Here is a 23,475-nt window from a genome sequence, read left to right on the forward strand (position 1 = left end):
ATGCGCATCGGCGAGATGGGCCGCGCCCTGCGCCTGGCATCGACGCTGGCGACAGCGCGGGTCCCGGGCTGACCGGCATGGCTGATCATGACCTGACCGATCCGGACGAAGGCGGGCGCGAACCGGCAACGATGAGCGTGCGCGGTGCCGCGCTCTGGGCGATGGGCGGGCAGTACCTGTCCTTCGCCATCCAGTTCGTCACGTCAGTGCTGATCTCGCGCTTCTTCCTCAGCCCGGAAGAAGTGGGCCTGTTCTCGATCGCCATGGCCGCGGCTTTGCTGGCCTCGGTGCTGCAGGACTTCGGGCTTTCCCGCTACATCGCCGGCCTGCCCCGCATCGACAAGGCAGAGATCGCGCGCTGCTCCTCGGTCGCCCACGCCTTCTCGCTGGTTGTCGCCGGGCTGATCGCCGCTTCGGCATGGCCGATGGCCGAGGCCTATGACCAGCCCGACCTGCTGCCGATCATGCTGATCATTGCATCGAGCTATCTGTTCATTCCCTTCGCCGTCGTGCCGCTCGCCCTGCTGGGCCGGACGATGACCTTTACCGCGCACTTCAAGATCAACGTCGGCGGTGCGCTGGCGCAGGGGCTCGTCTCGCTCGGCTTCGCGGCGGCGGGCTTTTCTGCCTATGCGCTGGCCTGGGGCACGCTGGCCTTCGCCCTCGTGCGCGGAGCAATCGCGCAGTGGATCCGCCCGGCATCGCCTTGGCCGCTGCAGCTCGATGGCATGAAGCCGATCGTTTCGACCGGATCGCGCCTGACGACGCTCTATGCCATCGGCGCGGCCGGCTCGCGATCGCCAGACCTGATTGTCGGCAAGGCGCTCGGCCTGCTGGCCGTCGGGCTCTACAGCCGGGCAGCAAGCCTGGCCGACCAGTTCCGCATGCTGATCGCCGGAGCCATCGGATCGGTGTTCTACCCGGCCTTCGCGCGCATACGCGACCGCGGCGAGCCCTTGGGCCCGGCTTACCTTCGGGTCTGCGCCGGCTATTCGGCGGTGGTCTGGCCGGGGATGGCCGGCCTTGCCCTGGCATCCGAACCGGTCGTCCGCCTGCTCTATGGCGAGGCGTGGATCGGCGTTGCCCCCTTGCTGGCGATGATCGCGCTGTCCGAGATCCTGCTTGTATCGCTGCCGCTGCATACCGACCTGCCGATCCTGACCGGCAAGCTCAACCAGCTGATCCGCGTCAACCTGATCGATACGCTGATGGCCATCGCTGTGCTGGTGGCCGGGTGCGCCTGGGGCCTGGAAGGGGCGGCCGGATCGCGGCTGGTCTATGGTGCGGCCTGGGTGCTGCTTTATGCCCGCTTCCTTCACCGGCTGATCGGTTTCGATGCGAAGGCCCTGCTGGGCATCTATGCCCGCAGTGCCCTGGCGACGCTGGCTGCGCTGGTGCCGCTGGCGCTGACCTATGCCTTCATTGTCCCGCCATCGCAGATCGGCTTCTTCACGCTGGCCGCCGCTGCGGGCGCGGGGGTGCTGCTCTGGCTGGGCTGCCTTGCCCTGCTGCGCCACCCCGCGCTGGACGACCTGCTGGGCATTGCCGCGCACATTCCCTTTGCCAGCCGGATTCTGCCAATCGCCCGCCTCGCCCGCTGAACGGCATGGCAGGCGCGCCGCGGGCGTGGTATCCTGCGCGCCGGGAGAAAAGCGATGAACCCGATAGCCGCAGGCCTGCTGATCGCCATGTCCGTGCCCTCGCTGCACAGCGCGCAGGGCGCGGGCGAAGCCAGCGAGACAGACATCGTCGATACCGCAAAGGATTCGCGCAACCGGCTGACCGTTCCCGTCAGGCTGGGCGACCATGGCCCGTTCCGCTTCCTTGTCGATACCGGATCCCAGAACACGGTGGTGGCCAATTCGCTGGTCAGCCGCCTGGCCCTGGTGCCCAAGTCGCGCGCCAGGCTGATCGGCGTGGCCGGGATGCAGGTGGTCGATACGGTCGAGATCGAGGAAGTGATGCTGGGCCGCCGCTCCTATTACGGCATCCTGGCCCCGATCCTCGATCGCAAGGACATCGGCGCCGAAGGCATCCTTGGCATCGACAGCCTGCAGGACCAGCGCATCCTGCTCGATTTCCGCAAGGGCCTGATGGCGGTCAACGATGCGCGCTCGCTGGGCGGCAACATCGGCTTCGAGATCGTCGTTACCGCGCGCAAGCGTTCCGGCCAGCTGATCATGACCAACGCCAAGATCGACGGCATCACCGTGGACGTGGTCATCGATACCGGTTCGGACACCACGCTGGGCAATCGCGCGCTACAACGCGCCATGGGCAAGCGCGGCGTGGCGGTGGAGCAGACCCTGCTCCATTCCGTGACCGGGCAGACCCTGCTGGCCGACGTCGCCTATGGCAACAAGCTCGACATGCAGGGGATTTCCATCACCCGCCCGACCATCGCCTATTCCGATTCGCCCACCTTCGAACACCTCAAGCTCGACAAGCGGCCCGCGATCCTGCTGGGCATGCGCGAGATGCGGGTGTTCCCGCGCATCGCCATAGACTTCAAGGCGCGCAAGGTGCTGTTCGACCTGCCCGATGCCGGCGACCCGGCCTATTTCGGCCTGCCGCCGGAAGGTGCGGCAAGCCCCCGGGGCGAGTGATTCGGCTTTCCCTTTCGCGCGGCATGCCTACATAGCGGCCCATGCCGCCAGATCGCCACGCCAACGAACCCGGTGCCCGCCATGATGGCTGGAGCACGCTCAGCCGTTTCCTGCCCTACCTGTGGCCGCGGGATAATCCGGGGCTGAAGGCGCGCATCGTCTGGTCGGTGCTGCTGATCCTGGCAGCCAAGGCGGTAACGCTGGCCCTGCCCTTCGCCTACAAGCGCGCGGTCGATACGATGAGCCTGCCGGCGGGAACGGGGCCGGTGTTCACCATCGCCTTCGCTTTCGTGCTGGCCTATGCGCTCGGCCGCTTTTCCAGCGTGCTGTTCGACAATGTCCGCAACATGGTGTTCGAGCGGGTCGGACAGGACGCCACCCGCGCCCTCTCGGAAGACGTGTTCGCCCGGCTGCACCGCCTTTCGCTGCGCTTCCACCTTGCCCGCCGCACCGGCGAAGTGACCAAGGTGATCGAGCGCGGGACCAAGAGCATCGACACGATGCTCTACTTCATGCTGTTCAACATCGCCCCCACCGTGATCGAGCTGCTGGCCGTGGCGGTGATCTTCCAGCTGCAGTTCGGCTGGGAGCTGGTGGCGGCAACCGCCTTTTCGGTGGCGCTCTACGCATGGGCCACCCGCACCATCACCGAATGGCGCAACCACCTGCGCGAAAAGATGAACCGGCTCGACGGGCAGGCCATGGCCCGCGCGGTCGATTCGCTGCTCAATTACGAGACGGTGAAGTATTTCTCCGCCGAGCGGCGCGAGGAAGCGCGCTTTGCCCAGGCCACCAGCGCCTATGCCCAGGCCGCGGTGCAGAGCAACAACAGCCTTGGCCTGCTCAACATCGCGCAGGCCGCCATTGCCAACCTGCTGATGGCAGGCGCCATGGGCTTTACCGTCTGGGGCTGGTCCGAGGGCCGCTTCACCGTGGGCGACCTCGTCTTCGTCAATACCTACCTGCTGCAGCTGTTCCGCCCGCTCGACATGCTGGGCATGGTCTATCGCACGATCAACCAGGGGCTGATCGACATGGCGGCCATGTTCAAGCTGCTGGATACCGAAGTGGAAGTGAAGGACGCCCCCGGCGCGCCGGCGCTGGTCGTTTCGCGCCCCAGCCTGGCCTTCGACAATGTCGTGTTCGGCTATGACAAGGACCGCACCATCCTGCACGGCCTGTCCTTCGAGGTGCCCGCCGGATCGCAGGTGGCCATCGTCGGCCCTTCAGGCGCGGGCAAGAGCACGATCGCCCGGCTGGTGTTCCGCTTCTACGATCCCTGGTCCGGCCGGGTGCTGATCGACGGGCAGGACATCCGCGAGGTCACGCAGGATTCGCTGCGCAAGGTGCTGGGCATCGTGCCGCAGGATTCGGTGCTGTTCAACGAATCGATCGGCTACAACATCGCCTATGGCCGCGAAGGTGCGGGGCCCGAAGATGTCGAGGCTGCCGCCCGCGCCGCCGCGCTGATGCCGCTGATCGACCGCCTGCCCAAGCGCTTCGATACCGAAGTGGGCGAGCGCGGGCTGAAGCTTTCGGGTGGCGAGAAGCAGCGCGTGGCGATTGCCCGCACGCTGGTGAAGAACCCGCCGATCCTGCTGCTCGACGAGGCGACTTCCGCGCTCGATACCCGGACCGAACAGGACATCCTCGCCACGCTGCACAACGTGGCAGAGGGGCGCACCTCGCTCTCCATCGCGCACCGGCTCTCGACGATTGCCGATGCCGACCAGATCCTGGTGCTGAGCGAAGGTCGCCTCGCCGAAAGCGGCACCCATGCCGACCTGCTGCGCCGCGACGGGCTCTATGCCGAAATGTGGGCGCGGCAGGCGAGCGAGAAGGAAGAGCTTAACGAGGCGGCGGAATAAGGCTTCAGCGCCTCAGCGCTTCACCACGTCCGCCCCGCCCCAGACCACGGCCTGGGCAAGGTAGCCGCAGTTGTCCTGCACGCTCCAGGTGATGCTGGGCGATCCGTGCAGCCGCCACCCTTCTTCCAGCGCCTTGGAGACGCGCTCGCAGAAGGCGTGGTCGTCCTTGCCGGTGAGGCAGCGATAGACAAGCCGGCCATCGGGCGGGCTGGCGGGAAGTGAGGCGGTTTCGGTCATGGGCAGCACCTAGCAGCCCGAGCCTCGCTTGTGGAGAGGCCCGGGGCGCCGCCACGGCTGAACCGGTTGCTGCGCTTCGCGAAGGCTGGCGGGCTAGAGGATATACTTCGACAGGTCGGCGTCCTGCGCCAGATCGGTCAGCCGGTCGCTGACATAGGTGGCGTCGATCGTCACCACCTCGCCCTCGCGGTCTTCGGCTTCGAAGCTCAGTTCCTCAAGCAGCTTTTCCATCACGGTCTGCAAGCGCCGCGCGCCGATGTTCTCGACGCTTTCGTTCACCTGCGCGGCGATCTGAGCGATCTCGCGGATGGCTTCGGGGGTGAATTCCACCGTAACCTTCTCGGTCTCCAGCAGGGCCTTGTACTGCTGGACGAGGTTGGCGCGGGTTTCGGAAAGGATGCGGACGAAATCGTCCTCGCTCAGCGCCGAAAGCTCCACCCGGATCGGCAGGCGGCCCTGGAGTTCGGGCAGCATGTCGCTGGGCTTGGCAACGTGGAAGGCGCCGCTGGCGATGAACAGCACGTGGTCGGTCTTCATCGGGCCGTACTTGGTGCTGACGGTGGTGCCCTCGATCAGCGGCAGCAGATCGCGCTGCACGCCTTCGCGCGAAACCGAACCGCCGCGCACGTCGGAGACGGCGATCTTGTCGATCTCGTCAAGGAAGACGATACCGTTGGTTTCGGCATTGGCCAGCGCGACGCGGGCGACATCGTCCTGGTCCATGCGCTTTTCGGCTTCTTCATCCACCAGCTTGTCCCAGGCATCGGGAACCTTGAGCTTGCGGCGCTTGAGGTTCTGGCGGCCCATGGCCTTGCCCATGATGTCGGACAGGTTGATCATGCCGACATTGCCGCCCATGCCGGGCAGTTCGAACGGCATGGAGGGTGCATCCTCCACCTCGATCTCCACCTCGACATCGTTCATCGCGTTTTCGACGATGCGCTGGCGGAAGCTTTCGCGCGTCGCCTCGCTGGCGTTCTCGCCGACAAGGGCCTTCAGCAGGCGGTCCATCGCCGCCTTGCTGGCCGCCTCGCGCACCGCCTCGCGGCGGCGGTCCTTTTCGAGGCGGATCGCTTCTTCGGCCAGGTCGCGGGCGATCTGTTCGACATCGCGGCCGACATAGCCGACCTCGGTGAACTTGGTCGCCTCAACCTTCACGAAGGGCGCATCGGCCAGCTTGGCCAGGCGGCGGCTGATCTCGGTCTTGCCGCAGCCGGTCGGTCCGATCATCAGGATGTTCTTGGGCGTCACCTCGTCGCGCAGCTCGGGGCTGAGCCGCTGCCGGCGCCAGCGGTTCCGCAGCGCCACGGCCACGGCCTTCTTCGCCTCGGCCTGGCCGATGATATGCTCGTCGAGCGCAGCGACGATCGCCTTGGGGGTGAGGTTCTGGGTCATCATGCTCTTTCTTCCCGCCCGCAGGCAGGAGGGGTTCAGATCGTCTCGACCGTCACGCGGTCATTGGTGAAGACGCAGATGTCGGCGGCCACCTGCATGGCCTTGCGCGCGATCGTTTCTGCATCCGCTTCATAGGAATCGAGCGCCCGCGCCGCCGCCAGGGCATAGTTGCCGCCCGATCCGATGGCGGTGATGCCGCCTTCCGGTTCCAGCACGTCGCCATTGCCAGTCAGCACCAGCAGCACGTCGGCATCGGCAACGATCATCAGCGCTTCAAGGTTGCGCAGGTACTTGTCGGTGCGCCAGTCCTTGGCCAGTTCCACCGCCGCGCGCATCAGCTGGCCACGGTGCGCCTCAAGCTTGCGCTCAAGCCGGTCGAACAGGGTGAAGGCATCGGCCGTGGCCCCGGCAAATCCGGCAATCACCTTGCCATCGCCGATCCGCCGCACCTTGCGCGCGTTCGGCTTCATCACCGTGTTGCCCATGGAAACCTGGCCATCGCCGGCGATGACGGTCCTGCCGCCCTTCTTGACGCCGATGATGGTGGTGCCGTGCCAGGGAACCAGTCCGTGGCTGTCGCGAGAATTGCTCATGCCGCGGGATATATGCCCTGTGCCGCCGGGTTCAAGCTAGCTTCCGTTCGGGCCCGTGCCCGGGGCGCCGCCGGCGGGTCCGCCCATGCCGGTGCCGACCGTGCCGATATTGCCGAACAGGTCTTCCAGGAAGCCGCGTTCACGGCCCAGCGTCGGCGTCTTGTTGCCATCGGGATCGAGCCGGACAACCTTGTCCATGCCGATCTTCTCTACGCCCGAGACATTGCCCGTATCATCGAAGCTGACGCGCAGGATGGTCTGCTCATAGCTGCGCGGACGGGTGAAGGCGGCCTGCTTGGTATCGACCGAAACGTAGAACCAGTCCTTGCGGCCCCATTCCGAAACGAAGGTGGGCCGGCCCAGCGCGCGTTCGACCGACAGCTTGTTGTCGATCCCCGGCTGGACGGCATCGACCAGCGCATTGTCTGCAAGGTAACCGCGGTGATCCTTGATCGAGGCGCAGCCGGAGAGCGCCGCCACGGCGACCAGCGCCGCCACACCTGCCCTCAAATGCCGAAAATGCCGCATGCCTTCGCTCCGATCGGCGCCATTGCCATGACGCGGTTGCCTACTATATCGGCGCCTGCCTTAAAGGCCTGCGCGCCGCTGCGCAATGGCGCTTGGCTGCAAATGCTCTAACGGCCCCGATTGAATTCCCGGTGAACGAAAGGACCCGCCCCGATGTCCATCCTCAAGCGCCTGCTGCGACCCCGGGGTGATGATCTTTCGCCCTATCGCCCGCTGTGGCACCGCGTGGTCGAACTGTCGCGCGATCCGGCCTGGTACCGCGATGCGGGCATTGCCGATACGGTCGGCGGGCGCTTCGATGCGATCACGCTGGTGCTCAGCGCCGTGCTGCTGCGGATGGAGGGCGAGCAGGAACTGGTCGAGCCTTCGGTGCGGCTGACCGAGCTGTTCGTGGCCGACATGGATGGCCAGCTGCGCCAGTCGGGCGTGGGCGACATGGTCGTGGGCAAGCACATGGGCAAGCTGATGAGCGCGCTGGGCGGCCGGCTCGGTGCTTACCGCGATGCGCTTGCCAGTGACGACGCCTCGCTGCTGGAGCAAGCCATCACCCGCAACGTCACCCTGGTCGAAGGGGCTGATGCAGCCCTTGCCGCCGCGAAGTTCCGCACGCTCCACGCCGCGCTTGCCGGCCGGAACGCTGCCGCGCTGCTCGCTGGTGACTTCGCGCTGGAGGCCGCGTGATGAGCGAGTTCACCCGCATGGTCGATCCGCGCCAGATCACGGCAGCACCGCTGCACCTGGTGGCCAGCCCGCAGGAATGCGCCGCCCTGGCCCAACGCTTCGGCCTGGTCTCGGTCGAGCGGCTGGAGGCGGACATTGCGCTGGAAAGCGATGGCCCGGCGGTCAACGCCAGCGGCCGCATGAAAGCGGCGATCGTGCAGAGCTGCGCGGTCTCGGGCGAAGACCTGCCGGTGACGATCGACGAGCCGATCACCCTGCGCTTCGTTCCCGAAAGCGGCGCGCACCGGCCCGACGAGGAAGTGGAGCTGGCCGAGGACGATCTGGACGAGATCGCCTATTCCGGCAGCCAGTTCGACCTGGGCGAGGAAATCGCGCAGAGCCTTGCCCTTGCCATCGATCCCTATGCGGAAGGCCCGCAGGCCGACGAGGCACGGCGCAAGGCCGGCATCAGCGACGAGGCCGCCAGCGGACCATTTGCCGCACTGGCGGGGCTGAAGAAGAAGGACTGAGGCTGACCCGCCCCACAGGCGGGAATCAGCAAACGACCGGGATCGGGCAGCGCCCGATCAGAACGGAATGTCGTCGTCGAGATCGTCGGCGAAGCCACCGCCCGAGGACGAGCCGCCGCCGCCCTGGTTCCAGCCGCCGCCGGAAGACGAACCGCCGCCAGAGCGCTGGCCACCGCCACCGCCCCAGTCACCGCCGCCGCCACCCGAACGCTGGCCGCCGCCGCTGCCGGGGGCGCCATCAAGCATGGTCAGCACGCCGTTCATGCCCACCGAAACCTCGGTGGTGTAGCGATCGTTGCCGCTCTGGTCCTGCCACTTGCGGGTGCGCAGCTGGCCTTCGATGTAGACCTTCGATCCTTTGCGCAGGTAGTTTTCCGCCACGCGGACAAGTCCATCGGACTGGAGGACGACCGTATGCCATTCGGTCCGTTCCTTCTTTTCGCCGGTGTTCTTGTCCTTCCAGGATTCGCTGGTGGCGATGCGCAGGTTGGCAATCCGCCCGCCGTTCTGGAACGACTTCACTTCCGGGTCTGCACCCAGATTGCCCACCAGAATGACCTTGTTGACTGAACCTGCCATCGAATCGTGTCCCTTTGTGCTTTGGCATGAGGACTAGCGGCTCGGACCGGTCGGGGCCAGTTTGCCCGAAGGTGTTTTCCCCGTTTCGGGGATTTCTAGCCCAGTCCCAGCCAGACCGCCGTCCAGTAGGTCAGCCCGGCGAACAGATAGGCCAGGCCGAACAGGTAGCCCAGCATGAACAGCGGCCACTTCCAGCCGTTGGTCTCGCGCCGGGTAACGGCGATGGTGCTCATGCACTGGGGCGCGAAGACGAACCAGGCAAGGAAGGCCAGCGCCGTGGCCAGCGACCAGCGGCTGGAAATCTGCTCGCCCAGCGCCGCCTGCGATTGCTCCTCGTCACCCGAATCGACGGCATAGGTGGTCGCCAGCGAGCTGACCGCCACTTCGCGCGCCGCCATGGCGGGGACGAGCGAGAGAGCGATCTCGCGGTTGAAGCCGATCGGCTCCACCACCACGGCAAGGCCGCTGGAGATCTTGCCCGCGAAGGAAGCGTCGACCTGGCTTTCGCCCTGCCCGGCGCGCGGGAAGTTGAGCAGCAGCCACAGCACCACGGTGACCATGAAGATGATCGTGCCGGCGCGGCGCAGGAAGATCCAGCCACGCTGCCACAGCCCGATCAGCAGATCCTTGGGCCGGGGCATCTGGTACTTGGGCAGCTCCATGATGAAGCCGCTGGCCGCGCCCTTGGTTACCGAGCGGCGCAGCACGAGCGCGACGACCATGGCGCTGACAATGCCGAGGGCATAGAGCGCGAAGAGTACCAGCCCCTGCAGGCCCACCGGCCCCAGCACCGGTTTTGCGGGGATGACCGCGCCGATGATCACGGCATAGACCGGCAGGCGCGCCGAACAGGTCATCAGCGGGGCAATCAGGATCGTCGTCAGCCGGTCCTTCGGATCGGCGATGGAGCGCGTTGCCATGATGCCGGGAATGGCGCAGGCAAAGCTGGAGAGCAGCGGGATGAAGCTGCGACCGGAAAGCCCGACGCCGGCCATCATGCGGTCCATCAGGAAGGCCGCGCGCGCCATGTAGCCCGATGCTTCCATGGCAAGGATGAAGAAGAACAGGATCAGGATCTGCGGCAGGAAGACCACCACCGATCCGACCCCGGCGATCACGCCATCGGTGACGAGGTCTCGCAGCAGGCCGGGCGCCATGGCACCGCGCACGGCATCGCCAAGCGCAACGGCGGCGGCATCCAGGGCATCGGCGAACGGCGTGGCGCCTGCGAAAACGGCCTGGAACACCACGAACAGCAGCGCAAAAAGGATCAGCGGGCCCAGCCACGGGTGCAGCAGCACGCGGTCCAGCTTGGCGTGCATCTTGTGGCGCGCGGTTTCCGAAAGGATCGCCGCCTCGGCAATGGCGTGGGCGGAGACGCGCAGTTCGGTGAGCGACATATGCGCGGCCTGCGGAGCCGGGTGGCGCGGTTCGGCAGCGGAGATAGCTTCGGCCAGGGCATCGAGCCCGCGCCGCCGCACCGCGACGGTGGAAATCACCGGAATGCCCAGCGCCGATTGCAGCGCCGCCGCATCGAGCACCAGCCCGTCGCGCTCGGCAAGGTCGACCATGTTGAGCGCCACCACCGTCGGCCGGCCAAGCGCGATCACTTCCTGCGCGAAGACGAGGTGCTGTTCGAGGTTCGAAGCATCGAGCACCACCACCAGCACGTCGGGCGGGTCTTCGCCGGCGAACTGGCCAAGGATGACCTTGCGCGTCACTTCCTCGTCAGGGCTGGTGGCGTCGAGCCCGTAGGAGCCCGGCAGGTCGACCAGCTCGATCGGCTCGCCCGTGGGCAGCACCAGCCGCCCGGCCTTGCGCTCAACGGTAACGCCCGGATAGTTCGCGATCTTCTGGCGGGCACCGGTCAGCGCGTTGAACAGCGCGCTTTTGCCGGCATTGGGGTTGCCGACCAGCGCGGCCTTGCGCAGGCGGCTCATCGAGCGATCTCCTCTACCGACATGGCGCGCGCATGGACGCGGCGCAACGCCACGGTCATCCGGCCGACGGTGACGGCCAGCGGATCGGCCCCGGCGAAAACGCCGCGGTGTGCGACCGATACCTTGGCCCCGGCATCCAGCCCCAGCGCACGCAGGCGCTTGCCCTCGTCCTGCGCAAGCGATGGCCAGTCAACCGCGGTGATGCGGGCCTGTTGTCCGACGGGAAGAAGATCGAGCGTCATGTCAGTGGAGTTCGCTTGCATGGCACGACGCTAATTGCAAGTCGTTCGCAATAAATGACCTGTATCAAATTGTCCGGGCAAATCGGCTTTTATCGCCCCGGATAGCGCAGCCGCCCCAGGAAGCGGGCCGGACTGAAATGCATGTCGCGATTGGCCAGCAGGCGCGCCTTGGCCTTTTCGAACTTCATCACCCCTTCGATCCGGCGGTCGAGGAAGGCGCGAGTCTCGGCAAAATCCTCGCTTTCGTCGTTGGCGAAGACGGTGAGCGTCGCGGCGTAGATTCCGCCCAGCGTGGCGCGCTTGGTATAGTGGTTGTAATCGACCGCCGTATCCCCCGCCAGCCGCCACATGGCATCGGCCGAACGCCAGCCAAGCTGCGCGGCGCGGACAAGGTTCTGCGGCATGGCCATGATCGACAGGGCGCGACGCAGCGATTCGCGGTTCGCTGCGACATGATCGAGCCGGAACTGCACCAGCCGGCGAATCCGTTCGCGGATCGGCAGGTTGCCAATCTGCTGGGCCGGCAGCGCATGCGCCATCGCGGCATCGACGCTGGCCGTCCAGGCATCGATCATGTCCATCGCCCCGCCGGGGAAGGCGAGGGGGGCCACCTGTGCATCGATGCCGCATTCCTCTGCCGCCGTGGTCACGGCTTCGGCCGACCAGCCATCGAAGGCAGCGGCGCGCGCCACGACCGGGGCCAGCACGGCACGCATTTCGGACAGGGTCAGGTCAGTGGTCATGGCAGCGCTCAGAGCATGGGTCCGTAAGTCGACTTCTTCTTGGCCTTGGCCGCTTTCGATGCAGCCTCGATCTCGTCGCCAAGGATGGAGCTCTTGCCCGAAAGCTTGACATAGTCGAGCGCATTGCGCCCGGAATTGTCGGCCTTGTTCGGGTCTGCCCCGGCCTTGATCAGCGCGCGGGCGAGTTCAAGGTTCTTCTGGTGAACCGCCGCGATCAGCGCCGTTTCGCCCGCCGGGCCCGGATCGTTGACCTTCGCGCCGCGTGCGATCAGTTCCAGCGCGCCTTCGGTGAAGCCGGTATTCACCGCCAGCCACAGCGGGGTCGTGCCGCTGTAATTGCGCAGATCGAGGTTGGGCTTGCGCGAAACCAGGTAGCGCAGCCACTGCATGTCCTTGCGGGTGATGACGATGTGCAGCGCCGTATCGCCCGAGGTAACGTCCTGAGAGTTGATGATGATGTCGCCGCGCGTGGTTTTTGACCCGGACGAGCCGAGCATCTTCTCGATCTGCTCGCCGTCCTTCTTCTTGATCGCTTCGAGGAACTTGTAGCCCTGCGACATCTGGGCCTGCGCCGGGACAGCGAGCGAAAGCCCAGCCGCCAGAACCAGCACCAGCCCCATCACCCTGTTGCGCACCTGTTTCATCTCCATGCCGGACAAAAGACGCGTCAGCCGTCTTGCGCAGCGGGCTTTAGCAGAGCATGAACCGCCGCGCCATGCGCAAGACACAGCTCCTTCGCCCCCTTTTCGCCCTCGCCCTCGTTGCCGCCACTGCCGCCTGCGGAGGGCCTTCGCAGCCGCCGCTCAGCCAGGCACCGCTGGCCGGGGCCAGGATCGGCGGCGATTTCACCCTGACCGACAGCACCGGCAAGCGCGTTTCCTGGGCGGATTTCGCCGGCAAGTGGCGCACGGTCTATTTCGGCTACACCTATTGCCCCGATGCCTGCCCGCTGGACATGACCGTGCTGATGCAGGGCGTGCAGAAATATGCCGAGGCAGAGCCGGCGCTGGCCGCCAAGCTGCAGCCGGTGTTCGTTTCCATCGATCCCGAGCGTGATACCCCGCAGCGGGTCGGCGAATTTGCCGGGGCGTTCAAGCCGCCGGTCGTCGGCCTTACCGGCACGCGGGCAGAGATCGACGCCGCGGCCAAGGCCTTTGCCGTCTATCACGCCCGGGGCGAGACCGTTCCCGGCGGCTACCTGATGGACCACAGCCGCGTCGCCTACCTGTTCGATCCGCAGGGCAAGCCGGTGGCCGTGCTGCCCATCGACAAGGGGATCAAGGAAGGCCCGGCCGCCGTGGCAGCGGAACTCAAGCTTTGGGTGCGCTGAGGCCCTCGTTCTGGGAGCGGCCCATCGAATCGCTGAACCGCGAGGAGTGGGAAGCCCTGTGCGACGGCTGCGGCCAGTGCTGCCGCCACAAGGTTGAAGACGAGGACAGCGGCCGCATCTGGCCCACCAACGTCGGCTGCCGCCTGCTCGACCTCAAGACCGGGCAATGCCAGGACTATCGCAACCGCCTGAAATATGTGCCGGACTGCGTGCAGCTGACCCCGTCGCTTGCCGCCAGCCTGCCTTGGCTGCCCGCCACCTGCGCCTATCGCCTGCGCGCCGAGGGCAAGCCCCTGCCCGAATGGCACTATCTGCGCAGCGGCGACCGCGAGGCGGTGCATCGCGAGGGCCACGGCATTCGCGGCAAGCTGCTGCACGAGGATTTTGCCGGACCGATCGAGAACCACATCGTCTGGGACGAGGCCTACAATGGCTAGGGCCCGGCAAAGGCCCGTCGATGCTTGACTGGCTGCGCCACGATCCCCGGCAGGACCCCACCATCGAAGTGGCCGGCAAGCTGCTGCCCGTGCAGGTGCGGCGCAATCCGCGCGCCCGGCGGCTGACCATGCGGCTGGCCCCAGATGGCACGGCCGTGCAGCTTACCGTGCCGCGCTGGACCCCGACGCGCGAAGCCATCGCCTTTGCCCGGCAGGGCGCGCCCTGGCTGGAACGCCAGCTTGAACGGATCGTGCCGCAACGAGAGATTGCCGATGGCAGCGTGATCCCCTTTCGCGGCCTGCCGCACGCGGTTCGGCACGATCCCGCCCTGCCGCGCCGCGTCATGCTTGAGGAAGGGGCGATCCGGCTGGGCGGACTGCATGACAGTGTTGCCGCCCGGCTTGAACGGTGGCTGCGCGCCGAAGCCCAGGCCAGGCTGGCCGAAGACCTTGCCTATTACTGCGCCCGCGCCGCGCGTTCCGTGCCGGCGCTGGGGCTTTCCGGCGCACAGCGGCGCTGGGGTTCGTGTTCGAGCAAGGGCGTTATCCGCATCAACTGGCGGCTCATCATGGCACCCGATCACGTGCGCCGTTCGGTCGTGGCGCATGAAGTGACCCACCTTGCCCATTTCGACCACTCCCCCGCCTTTCACGCCGCGCTGGCAGAGCTTTACGAGGCCGACATCTCGCTGGCCGACCACTGGCTGAAGCGCGAGGGCCGCTCGCTCTATGTGCATTTTGGCTGAAAGGCTGGTTTTCCCCTGCGGGAAGGCCTAGATTGGCGCAATGCTCGGACTTGGCAAGCGATCCTACTGGCAGCACATCAACCCGCGCGGCGCGCTCGCCGATTTCCGCGAGGTGTTCCGGCAGGCCGGCAAGAACCGCTGGCGCATCGCCGCCGCCTCGCTGGCGATCACCTCGGTGCTGTTCTGGGCGCTGACCAAGGATTCGTGGCGCATTCCGCCGGCGCGGCCGCAAATCACCTATATCAATTCCTGGCCGCTTGACCGGACCGAGGCGGAAACGCAGGCCTTCATCCGGAAGAACCAGGCGATGAAGGACGAACAGGAAGCGATCCGCAAGCGCAACGAGGAAGAGACCAAGGCGCTTTACCGCCAGCTTGGCCGCATCTCGGGCATGGACGTCGAGAAGATCGAGCGCGAGGCGCGCGAGCAGGAAGCCGCAGAGCAGGCGCGCAAGCAGCAGGCCCCGGTTGGCCAACGCTGAATTGACCGTAACGGACCGCCGCTGGCTGGAAGCGGCCGCGCGCCTTGCCGCGCGCGGCGTCCCGCTTTCCCGGCCCAATCCCTCGGTCGGTGCCATCCTGGTGCGTGATGGCATCGTCGTCGGACGCGGCTGGACGCAGGCTGGCGGCAGGCCCCATGCCGAAGCCGTGGCGCTGCAACAGGCGGGTGAGCGGGCACGCGGCGCAACGCTGTATGTCACGCTTGAACCCTGCGCCCACGTCAGCGCGCGCGGCCCTGCCTGCGCCGATCTGGTCGCGGCATCGGCACCGGCGCGGGTGGTCATCGGCTGTGCCGATCCCGATCCGCGCACCGCCGGCAAGGGCGCGGAACGCCTGCGCGAGGCCGGAATCGCCGTAACGCTGGCCAACAATGCCGCCTGCGAGGCGAGCCTTGCCGGATACCTCTCGGTCCGGCGACGAGGGCGCCCGCAGGTAACCCTCAAACTCGCCCTGTCGCAGGACGGCGCGCTGGCCCGCCCGGCGGGGGAGAGCCAGTGGATCACCGGCGAGGCGGCCCGCCGCCACGTCCACGCCCTGCGCGCGCAGATGGACGCCATCCTTGTCGGCAGCGGCACCCTGCGCGCCGACAGCCCGCGGCTCGACGTGCGCCTGCCCGGCCTTGAACACCGCAGCCCCGAACGCTGGGTGCTGACCAGCGGCCCGGCACCTGACGGCTGGCGCGCCATCGCCGATCCCGCCAACCTGTCGGCCATGCTGCCCGCGCAGTACCTGATGGTCGAAGGCGGGGCGCATACCGCCCGCAGCTTCCTTCGCGCCGGACTGGTCGACCGGCTGGCGATCTACCGCGCGCCGCTGTCCATTGCCGGCCCGGTTCCCCGCCTGCCCGAGATGACGGCCGATGCCTTGGCCGATTCGTCCGAATGGCACAGGATCGACAGCCGCCCGCTTGGCAGCGACACTCTCGACGTTTACGAGGCGGTCCCATGTTCACCGGAATAGTCACCGCCATCGGCACCATCCGCGAGGTCAAGGGCGGCGGAGATATCCGCGCCGTGATCGCCTGCCCCTTCGATCCCGCGCAGATCGCCATCGGCGCTTCGATCGCCTGTTCGGGGACCTGCCTGACCGTTGTGGAGCGCGGCGGCAGCGCCGGCGATGCGTGGTTCGCGGTCGATATCTCGGGCGAAACCGTTTCGCGCACCGTCCCCGGCCGCTGGACCGAGGGCAGCGCGCTGAACCTCGAACCGGCGTTGCGGCTGGGCGATGAGCTGGGCGGACACATCGTTACCGGCCATGTCGATGGCGTGGGCGAAGTCGTGGGCGTCTGCCCTGAAGGCGATTCGCGCAAGGTCGGCATCGCCGCGCCCAAGGCGCTCGCCCCCTACCTTGCCCCCAAGGGATCGATCACGGTCGATGGCGTTTCGCTGACGGTGAACGAAGTGGCCGACCAGAGCGACGGCACCTGCCATTTCAGCCTGAACATCATTCCCCACACGGCCGAAGTCACCACGCTGGGATCGCTGGTTCCCGGCAGCAAGGTGAACCTGGAGATCGACGTGCTGGCGCGCTACCTGCAACGGATGCAGAGCCTTAGAGGATAACTGCGAAGGGAGGACCGGATGAAGCGGTTACTGCTGACGATTGCCCTGCCGGCGCTGGCAGGCGCGGCGGCGCCCTCCACAGAAATCAGCTGCCCGCGCGCGTGGAGCGATGGCTATGCAGCGTCACTGGGGCCAAAGGTCGGCGGCGGCAAGATCTGGTCCATCCACCAGCCGGTGCAGCAGACGCTGCTTGGCGCGAAAGTGGTCTACGCCGTCGTCGAGAAGGATACCTACGGCTGGACGGTCCACTATCGCACAGACCTGAAGGTGGCGCGTGGCAAGGACGCCCCCGACAAATTCTCCAAGCACGTCGAACAGACGTACTATTCGCGGTGCGGCGAGAGTTCGATCTGCATGCTGTTCACGCCCGGCGTCGAACGCTGGCTGCAGGCTGTGAACATCACGACGTATTCGGCGCCGGGGCGGGATCTCACGGGCCCCGGTGCGGCCATGGTGGAGGCTGACCAATATGGCACCGGCCCGCGCCATGTCTCCATGACCTGCTTCTATTACACCAAGGTGCCGCCCGGCCCCGGTCGGCGCTTCCAGTGATGCAGGCATTCGCCGGCACGCCGGCCTGATCTCAGGCCGGCGTCCGGTCCATCTTCAGGCGCTCACGTCCGCGACGGCGGCGATGAACTTGTCGATGTTGCCCATCGTCAGGCCGGCCACGTTGATGCGGCCCGAACCGGCCATGTAGACGCCGTGCTTCTCGCGCATGGCGAGGATCTGGTCGCCATTCAGCGGCACGATCGAGAACAGGCCGTTCTGCGCGCCGAGCGGCGAAAGATCGACCGAACCGGCAAGGCCCGCTCCCGCCAGCTTGGCGCGAACCTGCGCCATGCGGGTGCGCATCTGGTCCAGCTCGTCGAGCCACATCGCGGTCAGCGCCTTGTCCTCAAGGATCAGGCGCACGGCAGCGGCGCCGTGATCGGGCGGCATCGACCAGGCGGCACGCGCCAGCGCGTGGCCGTTGGAGATCGCGGCGTTCACCGCATCGGCGCTCTCCATCATCAGGTAAACCGCACCGACGCGGTCGCGATAGAGGCCGAAGTTCTTGTCGCACGAATAGGCGATCAGCGCTTCCGGCACGGCGGCAAGCACGGTGCGCAGGCCATAGGCATCGGCCTCCATGCCATCGCCCAGGCCCTGATAGGCTAAGTCGATCACCGGCAGCACGCCGCTGGCCTTGATGGCCGGCGCGATGCGGTCCCAATCGGCATTGGTGTAATCGATGCCGGTGGGGTTGTGGCAGCAGCCGTGGAGCAGGATCGCGTCTTCTGCCGTAGCATCGGCAATCGCGCCGAGCACGGCGTCGATATCGGCCACGCCATCCTTGGTGTTGTGCGTGAAGGTCTTCAGCTCAAGCCCGAGGTCGGCAACGATCTGCGCGTGGTTGGGCCAGCTGGGCGTGCCCATCCAGATCCGCTTTACGCCGGCGCGCTTGGCCAGCGCCAGCGCAAGGCGAACGGCGCCGGTGCCGCCCGGGGTCTGCATGCCTTCGATGCGGCCGCCCATCGTCGGGTCTTCCGCGCCGAACACGTAGGGCATCAGCGCATGGACAAAGCCCATGTCGCCTTCGGGGCCGAGGTAGGCTTTCGAATCCTGCGTCTCGAGCAGCTTCTTTTCTGCCGCCTTGATCGCCGCGAACACGGGCGTATCGCCCTGCCCCGTGCGATAGACGCCGACACCAAGGTCGATCTTGTCGGCACGCGGATCGGCGTTGTGGAGCTTGATCAGCGCGAGGAGCGCATCGGCGGGCTGCTGCTGGAGATTGTTCAACATGACGCGCGCGCCCTTAGCCGGGGCAGTGCCGTAGGGGCAAGCGCAATTGCGCCACCGGCGATTGCAGGTGGCCGGGTAATGCTGCACACTTGCCGAAACCCAACGAGGGAGAGGACATGCAATCCGCCATCATCCGGCTTGCGCTTGGTGCGCTGGCCCTTGCCACACCGCAGGCAATCATCGCCAAATCCGCCGCTCCGGCGGCGCAACAGGCGGCGCAAGGGCGCTTCATTGCGATCGATGGCGGGCGCAACTTCCGCGATGTCGGCGGCTATGTCACCGATAGCGGCAAGCGCGTGCGCTGGCAGCGGCTCTACCGCTCCGGCTCGCTGGGCGAAATCAGCGACAAGGGCCGCGACCAGGTCGCCGCCCTGAAGATCGCGGCCATCGGAGACCTGCGCTCCACCGGCGAACGCGCGGGCGATCGGGGAGACTGGCTGAAGCAGCAGCGCGGCTACTGGTCCCGCGACTACGACCTTGCCTTCGGGGATCTCTCCAAGGCGCTGTCCGGCCCCGGCGGCAGGGAACCGGCGACAGTCCGCGCGATGATGGCCCAAGGCTATCGCAAGACAATCGAGGAACTGGCACCTTCCTATCGCCAGCTGTTCCTGCAACTGGCGCAAGGGAACAGGCCGGTGATCGTCAACTGCACGGCGGGCAAGGACCGCACGGGAGTTGCCACGGCGCTGGTGCTCAGCGCGCTGGGCGTGCCCTATGCCACGGTCCGGCAGGATTTCCTGATGAGCAACAATGCCCCGGGCATGGATGGGCTTCGCAAGGGCATGGCCAGCCAGGCAGCGCGGCTGGGCGGGGCAATGCCGCCCGAGGTGATCGACCTGCTGGCCGGCGTGGACGGTGCCTATATCGATGCCGCCTTCGACCAGATCACCGCGGACTATGGCTCGGTTGACGGGTACCTGACCAAGCGGCTCGGCCTGACGCGGAACCAGATCGCCGCCGTGCGCCGCAACATGCTGCGCTAGGCGGAAATATGCCGGTGCGGATCCGCACGCCATCGGGCGGGGCGCAATTCGTTGCCCGGACAGACCCCGGCGTGCGGCGGGGCCTACCGGTGGAAATCGCGGCCGGCGGCTGACTGCGCCGCGACTATTCGGCGGGAACGGCCTCGGCTTCGTCGGCCGGGGTGCGGCGGACGGGGCGTTCCTTGATCTTCACGAAATCGCTTTCGAAGCGCTTGTGCACCGTGCCGCACAGGCGGTCCCACACCGTGGTGTAGCCGCCGAAGTTGGCCGTGAAGTACTTGTGGTGATGATCGTGGAAAGTGGCCGAGATGAACCACTTGGTCAGCCAGGTCTTGTTCCACCACTTGGGCAGGAATTCGTAGCCCGAGTGGACCCACAGGCCCATGATGAAGTTGGTCGGCGCGATCAGCGCCATCGAGGCGGCGTGCACGTCGTAAACCGTCACGAAAATGATCATCCAGCCACCGTTGATCAGCGATTCGAACGGGTGGACCGAAAAGGTCGTGATCAGGTTCGGCGAGGTTGAGCGGTGATGCAGCTTGTGGATCCACGAGTAATAGGGCTCGTTGTGCATCCAGCGGTGCAGCCAGTAGAACCAGGTATCGAAAGTGATGAAATAGGCCGCGAATTCCAGCGCGACGACCCACCAGGCGGCAGGTTCGTTGCGCACGACGATCCATTCGTTCGCCTTCAGCCAGGTCTGCAGGTTGCCCAGCACCAGCGCCCCGAAGGCGAAGGTGAAGACCATCATCATCGCCTCGAAGCGGAACTGCTTCCACTTGAAGCCCTTGGGCTGGCACTTGCGCGCCTTGAAATAGCCGCTGGCAATGCCGCCGATCAGCGCCAGTGCGCCGACAGCAATCGTGGCAATCAGCCACCAGTCCAGCATGGTTTCGCCCTTGGGCATGGTTGCATCGCCTCTATTGGTTCAGATGTTGAAGCGCTTGCGCAAAGCCGCGCACGAAGTCCAGCACCCAGTCGGGTGCCGGCCCCGCTTATCGCTTGGGCGACGCCTCAGAAGGGCAGCCACTTCGCCTTCTTGGACATCTTCATGTAGCCGGCATTGATCCCCAGCCGCAGCCCCACGCCGGTGCGAACCGGGATCAGCACGACATCGTTCTTGCGCAGGTAGCTGACGTGGAACCCGCCGAGCAGATAGGCCTGCCCCTCGCCCTGGCCGAAGCGGTGATAGAGATCGTCGGTGTTGTAGAGGTTATAGACCAGCACGAAGGTATTGCCGGCATTGGCCCCTGCATCGAGCCCGATCGAAGGCCCGGTCCAGTACACCGGCTTCTGCCCTTCCACCTTGTGATACAGCGTGCCCGAGCCATAGCGCAGGCCGACGATCAGCGCGCCGCCACCCTCGCGCCCGACGATATAGGCATTGGGTTCGCCCTGCTTCTTCAGGATGCCCTTGATCACGTCGGCGAGGCCCTTGGCCCCCTTGCCGAACACGCCCTCGGCCGCGCCGATAAGGTCGTTTTCCTGATAGGTGCCGGACTTGGGCGCGGGCCCTTGCGCGTTCGCTGCGGCGGCCTCTGCACTGGCATAGCCGGGTGCGGCGGTCGGGTCCTGCTGCGCCACGGGGGCGGCGGCAATGGTCGGGCCGGCCGGCTGGGCGGGGGCTGGCGCCGGTGTCACGGTCTGCTGCGAAAGCGGCACCAAGTCACCGTCGATCGCCTTGTCGGGATCGACCGGCTTCACCTGCGCCGCAGCGCTCCCCGCCGAAGCGAGCAGCACGGCGCCTGCCACGGCACTGAAAACCTTGCCGCAAATCCCACGCAAACTTCTGGTCATCGAACTTTCCCACATCTGCCGCGACCGGCATGCACCGGCGCACTTACCCGTATCGATCAGAATCGATGCCTGCCCACGCGGCAATGAACCGGCGATGAGCCGAGTCGGTTTTGCGATGGAACGAGTCCCCCCGGCGGAACGTCCGCACCCCAGCCCAAGAAAACTATTCCCGCCTGCCACTTTTCGATCTTGCCGCTCCCCAACCCCCTCGCTATAGGCCGCGCTTCGCCGCTGCGATCCGGAGACGTGGGTGAGTGGCTGAAACCAACGGTTTGCTAAACCGTCGTACTGGTAAATCCGGTACCGAGGGTTCGAATCCCTCCGTCTCCGCCAGCGTGCCCGATCTTCCTGATAAACCCGAGATACGGAAGCTGGTCCGCATGTCCGGGTGGACGGGCCCATATCGGCAAGGGCGAACTGCCGGTCCGCCGCTTCATGCAGGACGTGCTTGATGCCGGGTACGCGGGCGTCTTCGATCTTGTAGTCGTCCCCGCAGATTTCTCAGCCGAAACCGACGAGGCGGAGCTGCGCGCGGGCATAGCAGCGGCATCCGCCCTGCTGGACGAACTGGGCATCGGCTGACCGGGACCGTCCGCCGAGACTCTCCCGACAGGGCAGGCCCGAACCGCCGGGTCTGTCCACCTCACCGGCGCAAACCGCCTGCGCCGCTTAACGGTACTAGCGGTGGTCGGGGATGGGCCGCTTTACCTGTTATTTTTCGCCTCCGGCTCCAGAATTACCAGCTGCAGGGCGTTGGGCGTCAGTTCAAAGCCGACCTGGTGCCGCGAGCGCACTCCGATCCGGCGTTCACTTACCATTTGCAGGTTGGCCGTGGCTGGGTTGGCCCAGTAATTGCTGACCTTGTCATCGATCCGGTACATCCGCTGACGCAGAGGTTTTCCGCGAAGTTCCGGCGGCAGACGGCCCATGTCGATGGTCACACGGAAGGGCTGGTGCCCTGTCTGCTGGTAGTTCCACACGAGCACGGCCGCGCCGGTGCCGTCTTTCGTCGCCAGCGCATAGACTCCCTTGCCCTCCCGAAGTGCCGAAGACACCGCTGCGACACGTTCCGTCTTCAGTTTCGAGAACATCAGCATCTGGTTGCCATAAGGAGTGAAGGTCTGGGTCAGCATGGTCTTGCGATCGGCTCCGCCGCGCGTGATCAGCTGGTCCTTGCGCTCCTCCGTGGCATGGCGAAGCACCCAGTTGAATGGCACGTCCTTGGGGCTTTCCAGATACCAGTACATGTAGGAGGCCATGGTCGCGGCCTGGCGCAGGTAATCGGGCCGGGCGTCCTCCTTGTTGTCATAGGACGGTCCCGGATATCCTCCGGTTTCCGTGATGAAGCTGGGGATGTTCACATCCAGCCCACGCTTGCGCAATTCCTCGTCGGTGCGGGCGCGCTGGCGAGCCAGAACGCTGGGATCGTTGCGGATCGGCTGATAGTCCGAACAGGTCTTCTGGTTCTTGAAGAAACCATAGGCGTGGTAGGACAGGAAATCGAGCCGCTTGCCCGGGTCGGTATCCGCCGCATAGGCGTCGAGAAACCTGGGAATCCAGCCGACGTTGTTGGGCCCCGGAGGTGCCCAGGGGCTGCCGCAGGACCCTGTCACCGGCCCGCCGATAAGCAGCGGCTTGGCGGGTGAAAGCTCGCGGTTCACTTCATTCAGCGCCTGGTAGTAGACCCGATAGTAATCATACAGCCGTTCGGGTGTCAGGTACTGGCGCAGGTTGTGATCGGGCTCGTTGAAAGGCTCAATATAGCGGATCTGAGGGTGCCGCTCCTTGATGTAGCGCAGGATTTTCTTGACCGGCGCGCGGATCTGTTCCGGCGTACGGCCGAACCGGCCCATCGACGCCCGCGTATCCAGCACAACCAGCAGTTCATCGGACATCCGGCTGACATCGGCGAGGTAGTCGTCGATCCCGGCATAATTGTAGCTGTCCTTTTCGAAGTCGTAGATGTCGTCGACGATGATCCAGACCCGGTAGATCGCGCCGTGCAGGCCCTGAGCGTTGTAGAATGCGACATCGGCATCGCGCTGGTCGACATAACGGAAAGCGCGGGTCAGGTTATTGTAGCGCTCGGTCCTGTGCAAAGTCCCGCGCGAATTCGCAAACTCGACCTTCACGCTGGCGTTGCGGCTTTTCACCGGGCCGGTCGGCTCGGGCCGGGCTTGTTCGCCGCCGCCGGTTTCGTCGACCGGCTGGGCCTGGGCCGGGATGCCGGACAATGCCAGCGTGGCGGCGAGCGTCAACGCGCGGGGGAAATTTGAGGTTTTCATTTCGCAATCCTCTCCAAATGCACACGTGGTTGTGATCCGAAGATCAGGAATGGTAGTCTTTCCGCAGGGCAGGGCAGCCGATTTTACCAAGCGCGATGGCGGACAGGCTGGAGCGGAGTCGGGAAAGGG

28 protein-coding genes and 1 tRNA gene (1 of these 29 running past the window's edge) are annotated in these 23,475 nt (G+C 66.1%); 16 read left to right on the plus strand and 13 right to left on the minus strand.

Annotation, left to right across the window (positions count from 1 at the left end; translation table 11 throughout):
• The 4 genes in view from C0V78_RS06665 to C0V78_RS06680 are tightly spaced (at most 54 nt apart) and all read left to right on the plus strand, a layout consistent with a single transcriptional unit that may run on beyond the window.
• Positions 1-72 carry the final stretch of a glycosyltransferase gene (locus tag C0V78_RS06665; protein ID WP_101797005.1) on the plus strand. The gene continues 936 nt to the left of window position 1, outside the view, so 72 of the gene's 1,008 nt are visible here — the last part of the coding sequence; the start codon falls outside the window, past its left edge; it ends in the stop codon at positions 70-72.
• A 5-nt stretch (positions 73-77) separates the two neighbouring features.
• Positions 78-1,601 (plus strand): oligosaccharide flippase family protein, encoded by a 1,524-nt coding sequence (locus tag C0V78_RS06670; protein ID WP_254049845.1) that lies wholly within the window; start codon positions 78-80, stop codon positions 1,599-1,601.
• Positions 1,602-1,655: 54 nt separating this feature from the next.
• The gene (locus tag C0V78_RS06675) at positions 1,656-2,606 is read left to right on the plus strand and encodes a retroviral-like aspartic protease family protein (RefSeq protein WP_101797006.1); all 951 of its coding nucleotides are present in this window, start codon (positions 1,656-1,658) and stop codon (positions 2,604-2,606) included.
• Between the two features lie 41 nt (positions 2,607-2,647).
• Positions 2,648-4,474, plus strand: a complete 1,827-nt coding sequence (locus C0V78_RS06680) for an ABC transporter ATP-binding protein/permease (RefSeq protein ID WP_101797007.1) — start codon at positions 2,648-2,650, stop codon at positions 4,472-4,474.
• 12 nt (positions 4,475-4,486) lie between these two features.
• Here C0V78_RS06680 and C0V78_RS06685 read toward each other — a convergent pair whose 3' ends face one another.
• The 4 genes from C0V78_RS06685 to C0V78_RS06700 all read right to left on the minus strand — a co-directional run bounded on the left by C0V78_RS06685 (position 4,487) and on the right by C0V78_RS06700 (position 7,227).
• Complete coding sequence (locus C0V78_RS06685) at positions 4,487-4,711, minus strand: DUF1737 domain-containing protein (protein ID WP_101797008.1); 225 nt, start codon at positions 4,709-4,711, stop codon at positions 4,487-4,489.
• 93 nt (positions 4,712-4,804) lie between these two features.
• Positions 4,805-6,106 carry an ATP-dependent protease ATPase subunit HslU gene (gene hslU, locus C0V78_RS06690; protein ID WP_101798233.1) on the minus strand — a complete coding sequence of 434 codons (1,302 nt, stop codon included), beginning with the start codon at positions 6,104-6,106 and terminating at the stop codon, positions 4,805-4,807.
• Between the two features lie 35 nt (positions 6,107-6,141).
• Positions 6,142-6,699: an ATP-dependent protease subunit HslV gene (gene hslV / locus C0V78_RS06695; RefSeq protein ID WP_101797009.1), complete on the minus strand. Its 558-nt coding sequence runs from the start codon at positions 6,697-6,699 to the stop codon at positions 6,142-6,144.
• A gap of 36 nt (positions 6,700-6,735) precedes the next feature.
• A complete protein-coding gene (locus C0V78_RS06700) occupies positions 6,736-7,227 on the minus strand; it encodes an outer membrane protein assembly factor BamE (RefSeq protein WP_101797010.1) in 492 nt (163 codons plus the stop codon).
• Between the two features lie 153 nt (positions 7,228-7,380).
• Here C0V78_RS06700 and C0V78_RS06705 point away from each other — a divergent pair, with 153 nt between their 5' ends.
• Together C0V78_RS06705 and C0V78_RS06710 are read left to right on the plus strand one after the other, a co-directional pair.
• Complete coding sequence (locus tag C0V78_RS06705; protein WP_101797011.1) at positions 7,381-7,908, plus strand: ubiquinol-cytochrome C chaperone family protein; 528 nt, start codon at positions 7,381-7,383, stop codon at positions 7,906-7,908.
• A complete protein-coding gene (locus C0V78_RS06710) occupies positions 7,908-8,417 on the plus strand; it encodes a DUF177 domain-containing protein (protein WP_101797012.1) in 510 nt (169 codons plus the stop codon). Before C0V78_RS06705 ends, C0V78_RS06710 begins: the two co-directional genes overlap by 1 nt.
• Positions 8,418-8,474: 57 nt before the next feature.
• On the opposite strand, the gene ssb is transcribed toward C0V78_RS06710, so the two are convergent.
• The 5 genes from ssb to C0V78_RS06735 all read right to left on the minus strand — a co-directional run bounded on the left by ssb (position 8,475) and on the right by C0V78_RS06735 (position 12,565).
• Positions 8,475-8,996, minus strand: a complete 522-nt coding sequence (gene ssb / locus C0V78_RS06715; protein ID WP_101797013.1) for a single-stranded DNA-binding protein — start codon at positions 8,994-8,996, stop codon at positions 8,475-8,477.
• A 95-nt stretch (positions 8,997-9,091) separates the two neighbouring features.
• On the minus strand, positions 9,092-10,936 hold the full coding sequence (locus C0V78_RS06720) for a ferrous iron transporter B (protein ID WP_101797014.1): 1,845 nt from the start codon (positions 10,934-10,936) through the stop codon (positions 9,092-9,094).
• Positions 10,933-11,178 carry a FeoA family protein gene (locus tag C0V78_RS06725; protein WP_101797015.1) on the minus strand — a complete coding sequence of 82 codons (246 nt, stop codon included), beginning with the start codon at positions 11,176-11,178 and terminating at the stop codon, positions 10,933-10,935. The genes C0V78_RS06720 and C0V78_RS06725 overlap by 4 nt, the downstream gene beginning before the upstream one ends.
• An 89-nt stretch (positions 11,179-11,267) precedes the next feature.
• Positions 11,268-11,921, minus strand: a complete 654-nt coding sequence (locus C0V78_RS06730) for a COQ9 family protein (protein ID WP_173843354.1) — start codon at positions 11,919-11,921, stop codon at positions 11,268-11,270.
• An 8-nt stretch (positions 11,922-11,929) separates the two neighbouring features.
• On the minus strand, positions 11,930-12,565 hold the full coding sequence (locus C0V78_RS06735) for an ankyrin repeat domain-containing protein (protein ID WP_101798235.1): 636 nt from the start codon (positions 12,563-12,565) through the stop codon (positions 11,930-11,932).
• A 56-nt stretch (positions 12,566-12,621) separates the two neighbouring features.
• Between C0V78_RS06735 and C0V78_RS06740 the strand changes: the two genes are divergently transcribed.
• The 7 genes from C0V78_RS06740 to C0V78_RS06770 are packed head-to-tail and all read left to right on the plus strand — an operon-like array spanning position 12,622 to position 17,048.
• Positions 12,622-13,251 carry an SCO family protein gene (locus tag C0V78_RS06740; RefSeq protein WP_101797016.1) on the plus strand — a complete coding sequence of 210 codons (630 nt, stop codon included), beginning with the start codon at positions 12,622-12,624 and terminating at the stop codon, positions 13,249-13,251.
• Positions 13,239-13,688, plus strand: coding sequence for a YcgN family cysteine cluster protein (locus tag C0V78_RS06745; RefSeq protein WP_101797017.1), 450 nt, complete (start codon positions 13,239-13,241; stop codon positions 13,686-13,688). Before C0V78_RS06740 ends, C0V78_RS06745 begins: the two co-directional genes overlap by 13 nt.
• 20 nt (positions 13,689-13,708) lie before the next feature.
• Positions 13,709-14,434, plus strand: coding sequence for a M48 family metallopeptidase (locus tag C0V78_RS06750; protein ID WP_101797018.1), 726 nt, complete (start codon positions 13,709-13,711; stop codon positions 14,432-14,434).
• 40 nt (positions 14,435-14,474) lie between these two features.
• The gene (locus tag C0V78_RS06755) at positions 14,475-14,915 is read left to right on the plus strand and encodes a hypothetical protein (RefSeq protein ID WP_101797019.1); all 441 of its coding nucleotides are present in this window, start codon (positions 14,475-14,477) and stop codon (positions 14,913-14,915) included.
• A gap of 1 nt (position 14,916) precedes the next feature.
• Positions 14,917-15,894, plus strand: a complete 978-nt coding sequence (gene ribD / locus C0V78_RS06760) for a bifunctional diaminohydroxyphosphoribosylaminopyrimidine deaminase/5-amino-6-(5-phosphoribosylamino)uracil reductase RibD (protein ID WP_101797020.1) — start codon at positions 14,917-14,919, stop codon at positions 15,892-15,894.
• Positions 15,879-16,496: a riboflavin synthase gene (locus C0V78_RS06765; protein WP_101797021.1), complete on the plus strand. Its 618-nt coding sequence runs from the start codon at positions 15,879-15,881 to the stop codon at positions 16,494-16,496. Before ribD ends, C0V78_RS06765 begins: the two co-directional genes overlap by 16 nt.
• A gap of 18 nt (positions 16,497-16,514) precedes the next feature.
• Entirely contained in the window at positions 16,515-17,048 is a 534-nt protein-coding gene (locus tag C0V78_RS06770) for a hypothetical protein (RefSeq protein WP_101797022.1), read from the plus strand.
• Between the two features lie 54 nt (positions 17,049-17,102).
• On the opposite strand, the gene C0V78_RS06775 is transcribed toward C0V78_RS06770, so the two are convergent.
• Positions 17,103-18,281 carry an aromatic amino acid transaminase gene (locus C0V78_RS06775; protein ID WP_101797023.1) on the minus strand — a complete coding sequence of 393 codons (1,179 nt, stop codon included), beginning with the start codon at positions 18,279-18,281 and terminating at the stop codon, positions 17,103-17,105.
• Between the two features lie 116 nt (positions 18,282-18,397).
• On the opposite strand from C0V78_RS06775, the gene C0V78_RS06780 reads away from it, so the two are divergent.
• Complete coding sequence (locus C0V78_RS06780; RefSeq protein ID WP_101797024.1) at positions 18,398-19,264, plus strand: tyrosine-protein phosphatase; 867 nt, start codon at positions 18,398-18,400, stop codon at positions 19,262-19,264.
• A 124-nt stretch (positions 19,265-19,388) separates the two neighbouring features.
• Here the strand turns inward: C0V78_RS06780 and C0V78_RS06785 are convergent, their stop codons facing one another.
• Positions 19,389-20,171, minus strand: a complete 783-nt coding sequence (locus tag C0V78_RS06785; RefSeq protein ID WP_101797025.1) for a sterol desaturase family protein — start codon at positions 20,169-20,171, stop codon at positions 19,389-19,391.
• Between the two features lie 107 nt (positions 20,172-20,278).
• On the minus strand, positions 20,279-21,061 hold the full coding sequence (locus C0V78_RS06790) for a DUF1134 domain-containing protein (RefSeq protein WP_173843356.1): 783 nt from the start codon (positions 21,059-21,061) through the stop codon (positions 20,279-20,281).
• Positions 21,062-21,301: 240 nt separating this feature from the next.
• Between C0V78_RS06790 and C0V78_RS06795 the strand changes: the two genes are divergently transcribed.
• Positions 21,302-21,394, plus strand: a tRNA-Ser gene (locus C0V78_RS06795).
• 102 nt (positions 21,395-21,496) lie between these two features.
• Entirely contained in the window at positions 21,497-21,643 is a 147-nt protein-coding gene (locus tag C0V78_RS14905; RefSeq protein ID WP_158241488.1) for a hypothetical protein, read from the plus strand.
• 122 nt (positions 21,644-21,765) lie between these two features.
• Here C0V78_RS14905 and C0V78_RS06800 read toward each other — a convergent pair whose 3' ends face one another.
• A complete protein-coding gene (locus tag C0V78_RS06800; protein ID WP_144039846.1) occupies positions 21,766-23,346 on the minus strand; it encodes a glycosyl hydrolase in 1,581 nt (526 codons plus the stop codon).
• Positions 23,347-23,475 lie beyond the last annotated feature (129 nt).

The organism is Novosphingobium sp. TH158, assembly GCF_002855555.1.
Taxonomy (GTDB): domain Bacteria; phylum Pseudomonadota; class Alphaproteobacteria; order Sphingomonadales; family Sphingomonadaceae; genus Novosphingobium.

Excerpts from the sequence above, each read along its gene's own strand:
- C0V78_RS06670 (WP_254049845.1), top strand. The coding sequence starts at position 78 with ATGGCTGATCATGACCTGACCGATCCGGACGAAGGCGGGCGCGAACCG.
- C0V78_RS06675 (WP_101797006.1), top strand. The coding sequence starts at position 1,656 with ATGAACCCGATAGCCGCAGGCCTGCTGATCGCCATGTCCGTGCCCTCG.
- C0V78_RS06680 (WP_101797007.1), top strand. The coding sequence starts at position 2,648 with ATGCCGCCAGATCGCCACGCCAACGAACCCGGTGCCCGCCATGATGGC.
- C0V78_RS06685 (WP_101797008.1), bottom strand. The coding sequence starts at position 4,711 with ATGACCGAAACCGCCTCACTTCCCGCCAGCCCGCCCGATGGCCGGCTT.
- hslU (WP_101798233.1), bottom strand. The coding sequence starts at position 6,106 with ATGACCCAGAACCTCACCCCCAAGGCGATCGTCGCTGCGCTCGACGAG.
- hslV (WP_101797009.1), bottom strand. The coding sequence starts at position 6,699 with ATGAGCAATTCTCGCGACAGCCACGGACTGGTTCCCTGGCACGGCACC.
- C0V78_RS06700 (WP_101797010.1), bottom strand. The coding sequence starts at position 7,227 with ATGCGGCATTTTCGGCATTTGAGGGCAGGTGTGGCGGCGCTGGTCGCC.
- C0V78_RS06705 (WP_101797011.1), top strand. The coding sequence starts at position 7,381 with ATGTCCATCCTCAAGCGCCTGCTGCGACCCCGGGGTGATGATCTTTCG.
- C0V78_RS06710 (WP_101797012.1), top strand. The coding sequence starts at position 7,908 with ATGAGCGAGTTCACCCGCATGGTCGATCCGCGCCAGATCACGGCAGCA.
- ssb (WP_101797013.1), bottom strand. The coding sequence starts at position 8,996 with ATGGCAGGTTCAGTCAACAAGGTCATTCTGGTGGGCAATCTGGGTGCA.
- C0V78_RS06720 (WP_101797014.1), bottom strand. The coding sequence starts at position 10,936 with ATGAGCCGCCTGCGCAAGGCCGCGCTGGTCGGCAACCCCAATGCCGGC.
- C0V78_RS06725 (WP_101797015.1), bottom strand. The coding sequence starts at position 11,178 with ATGACGCTCGATCTTCTTCCCGTCGGACAACAGGCCCGCATCACCGCG.
- C0V78_RS06730 (WP_173843354.1), bottom strand. The coding sequence starts at position 11,921 with ATGACCACTGACCTGACCCTGTCCGAAATGCGTGCCGTGCTGGCCCCG.
- C0V78_RS06735 (WP_101798235.1), bottom strand. The coding sequence starts at position 12,565 with ATGAAACAGGTGCGCAACAGGGTGATGGGGCTGGTGCTGGTTCTGGCG.
- C0V78_RS06740 (WP_101797016.1), top strand. The coding sequence starts at position 12,622 with ATGAACCGCCGCGCCATGCGCAAGACACAGCTCCTTCGCCCCCTTTTC.
- C0V78_RS06750 (WP_101797018.1), top strand. The coding sequence starts at position 13,709 with ATGCTTGACTGGCTGCGCCACGATCCCCGGCAGGACCCCACCATCGAA.
- C0V78_RS06755 (WP_101797019.1), top strand. The coding sequence starts at position 14,475 with ATGCTCGGACTTGGCAAGCGATCCTACTGGCAGCACATCAACCCGCGC.
- C0V78_RS06765 (WP_101797021.1), top strand. The coding sequence starts at position 15,879 with ATGTTCACCGGAATAGTCACCGCCATCGGCACCATCCGCGAGGTCAAG.
- C0V78_RS06770 (WP_101797022.1), top strand. The coding sequence starts at position 16,515 with ATGAAGCGGTTACTGCTGACGATTGCCCTGCCGGCGCTGGCAGGCGCG.
- C0V78_RS06775 (WP_101797023.1), bottom strand. The coding sequence starts at position 18,281 with ATGTTGAACAATCTCCAGCAGCAGCCCGCCGATGCGCTCCTCGCGCTG.
- C0V78_RS06780 (WP_101797024.1), top strand. The coding sequence starts at position 18,398 with ATGCAATCCGCCATCATCCGGCTTGCGCTTGGTGCGCTGGCCCTTGCC.
- C0V78_RS06785 (WP_101797025.1), bottom strand. The coding sequence starts at position 20,171 with ATGCCCAAGGGCGAAACCATGCTGGACTGGTGGCTGATTGCCACGATT.
- C0V78_RS06790 (WP_173843356.1), bottom strand. The coding sequence starts at position 21,061 with ATGACCAGAAGTTTGCGTGGGATTTGCGGCAAGGTTTTCAGTGCCGTG.
- C0V78_RS14905 (WP_158241488.1), top strand. The coding sequence starts at position 21,497 with ATGCAGGACGTGCTTGATGCCGGGTACGCGGGCGTCTTCGATCTTGTA.
- C0V78_RS06800 (WP_144039846.1), bottom strand. The coding sequence starts at position 23,346 with ATGAAAACCTCAAATTTCCCCCGCGCGTTGACGCTCGCCGCCACGCTG.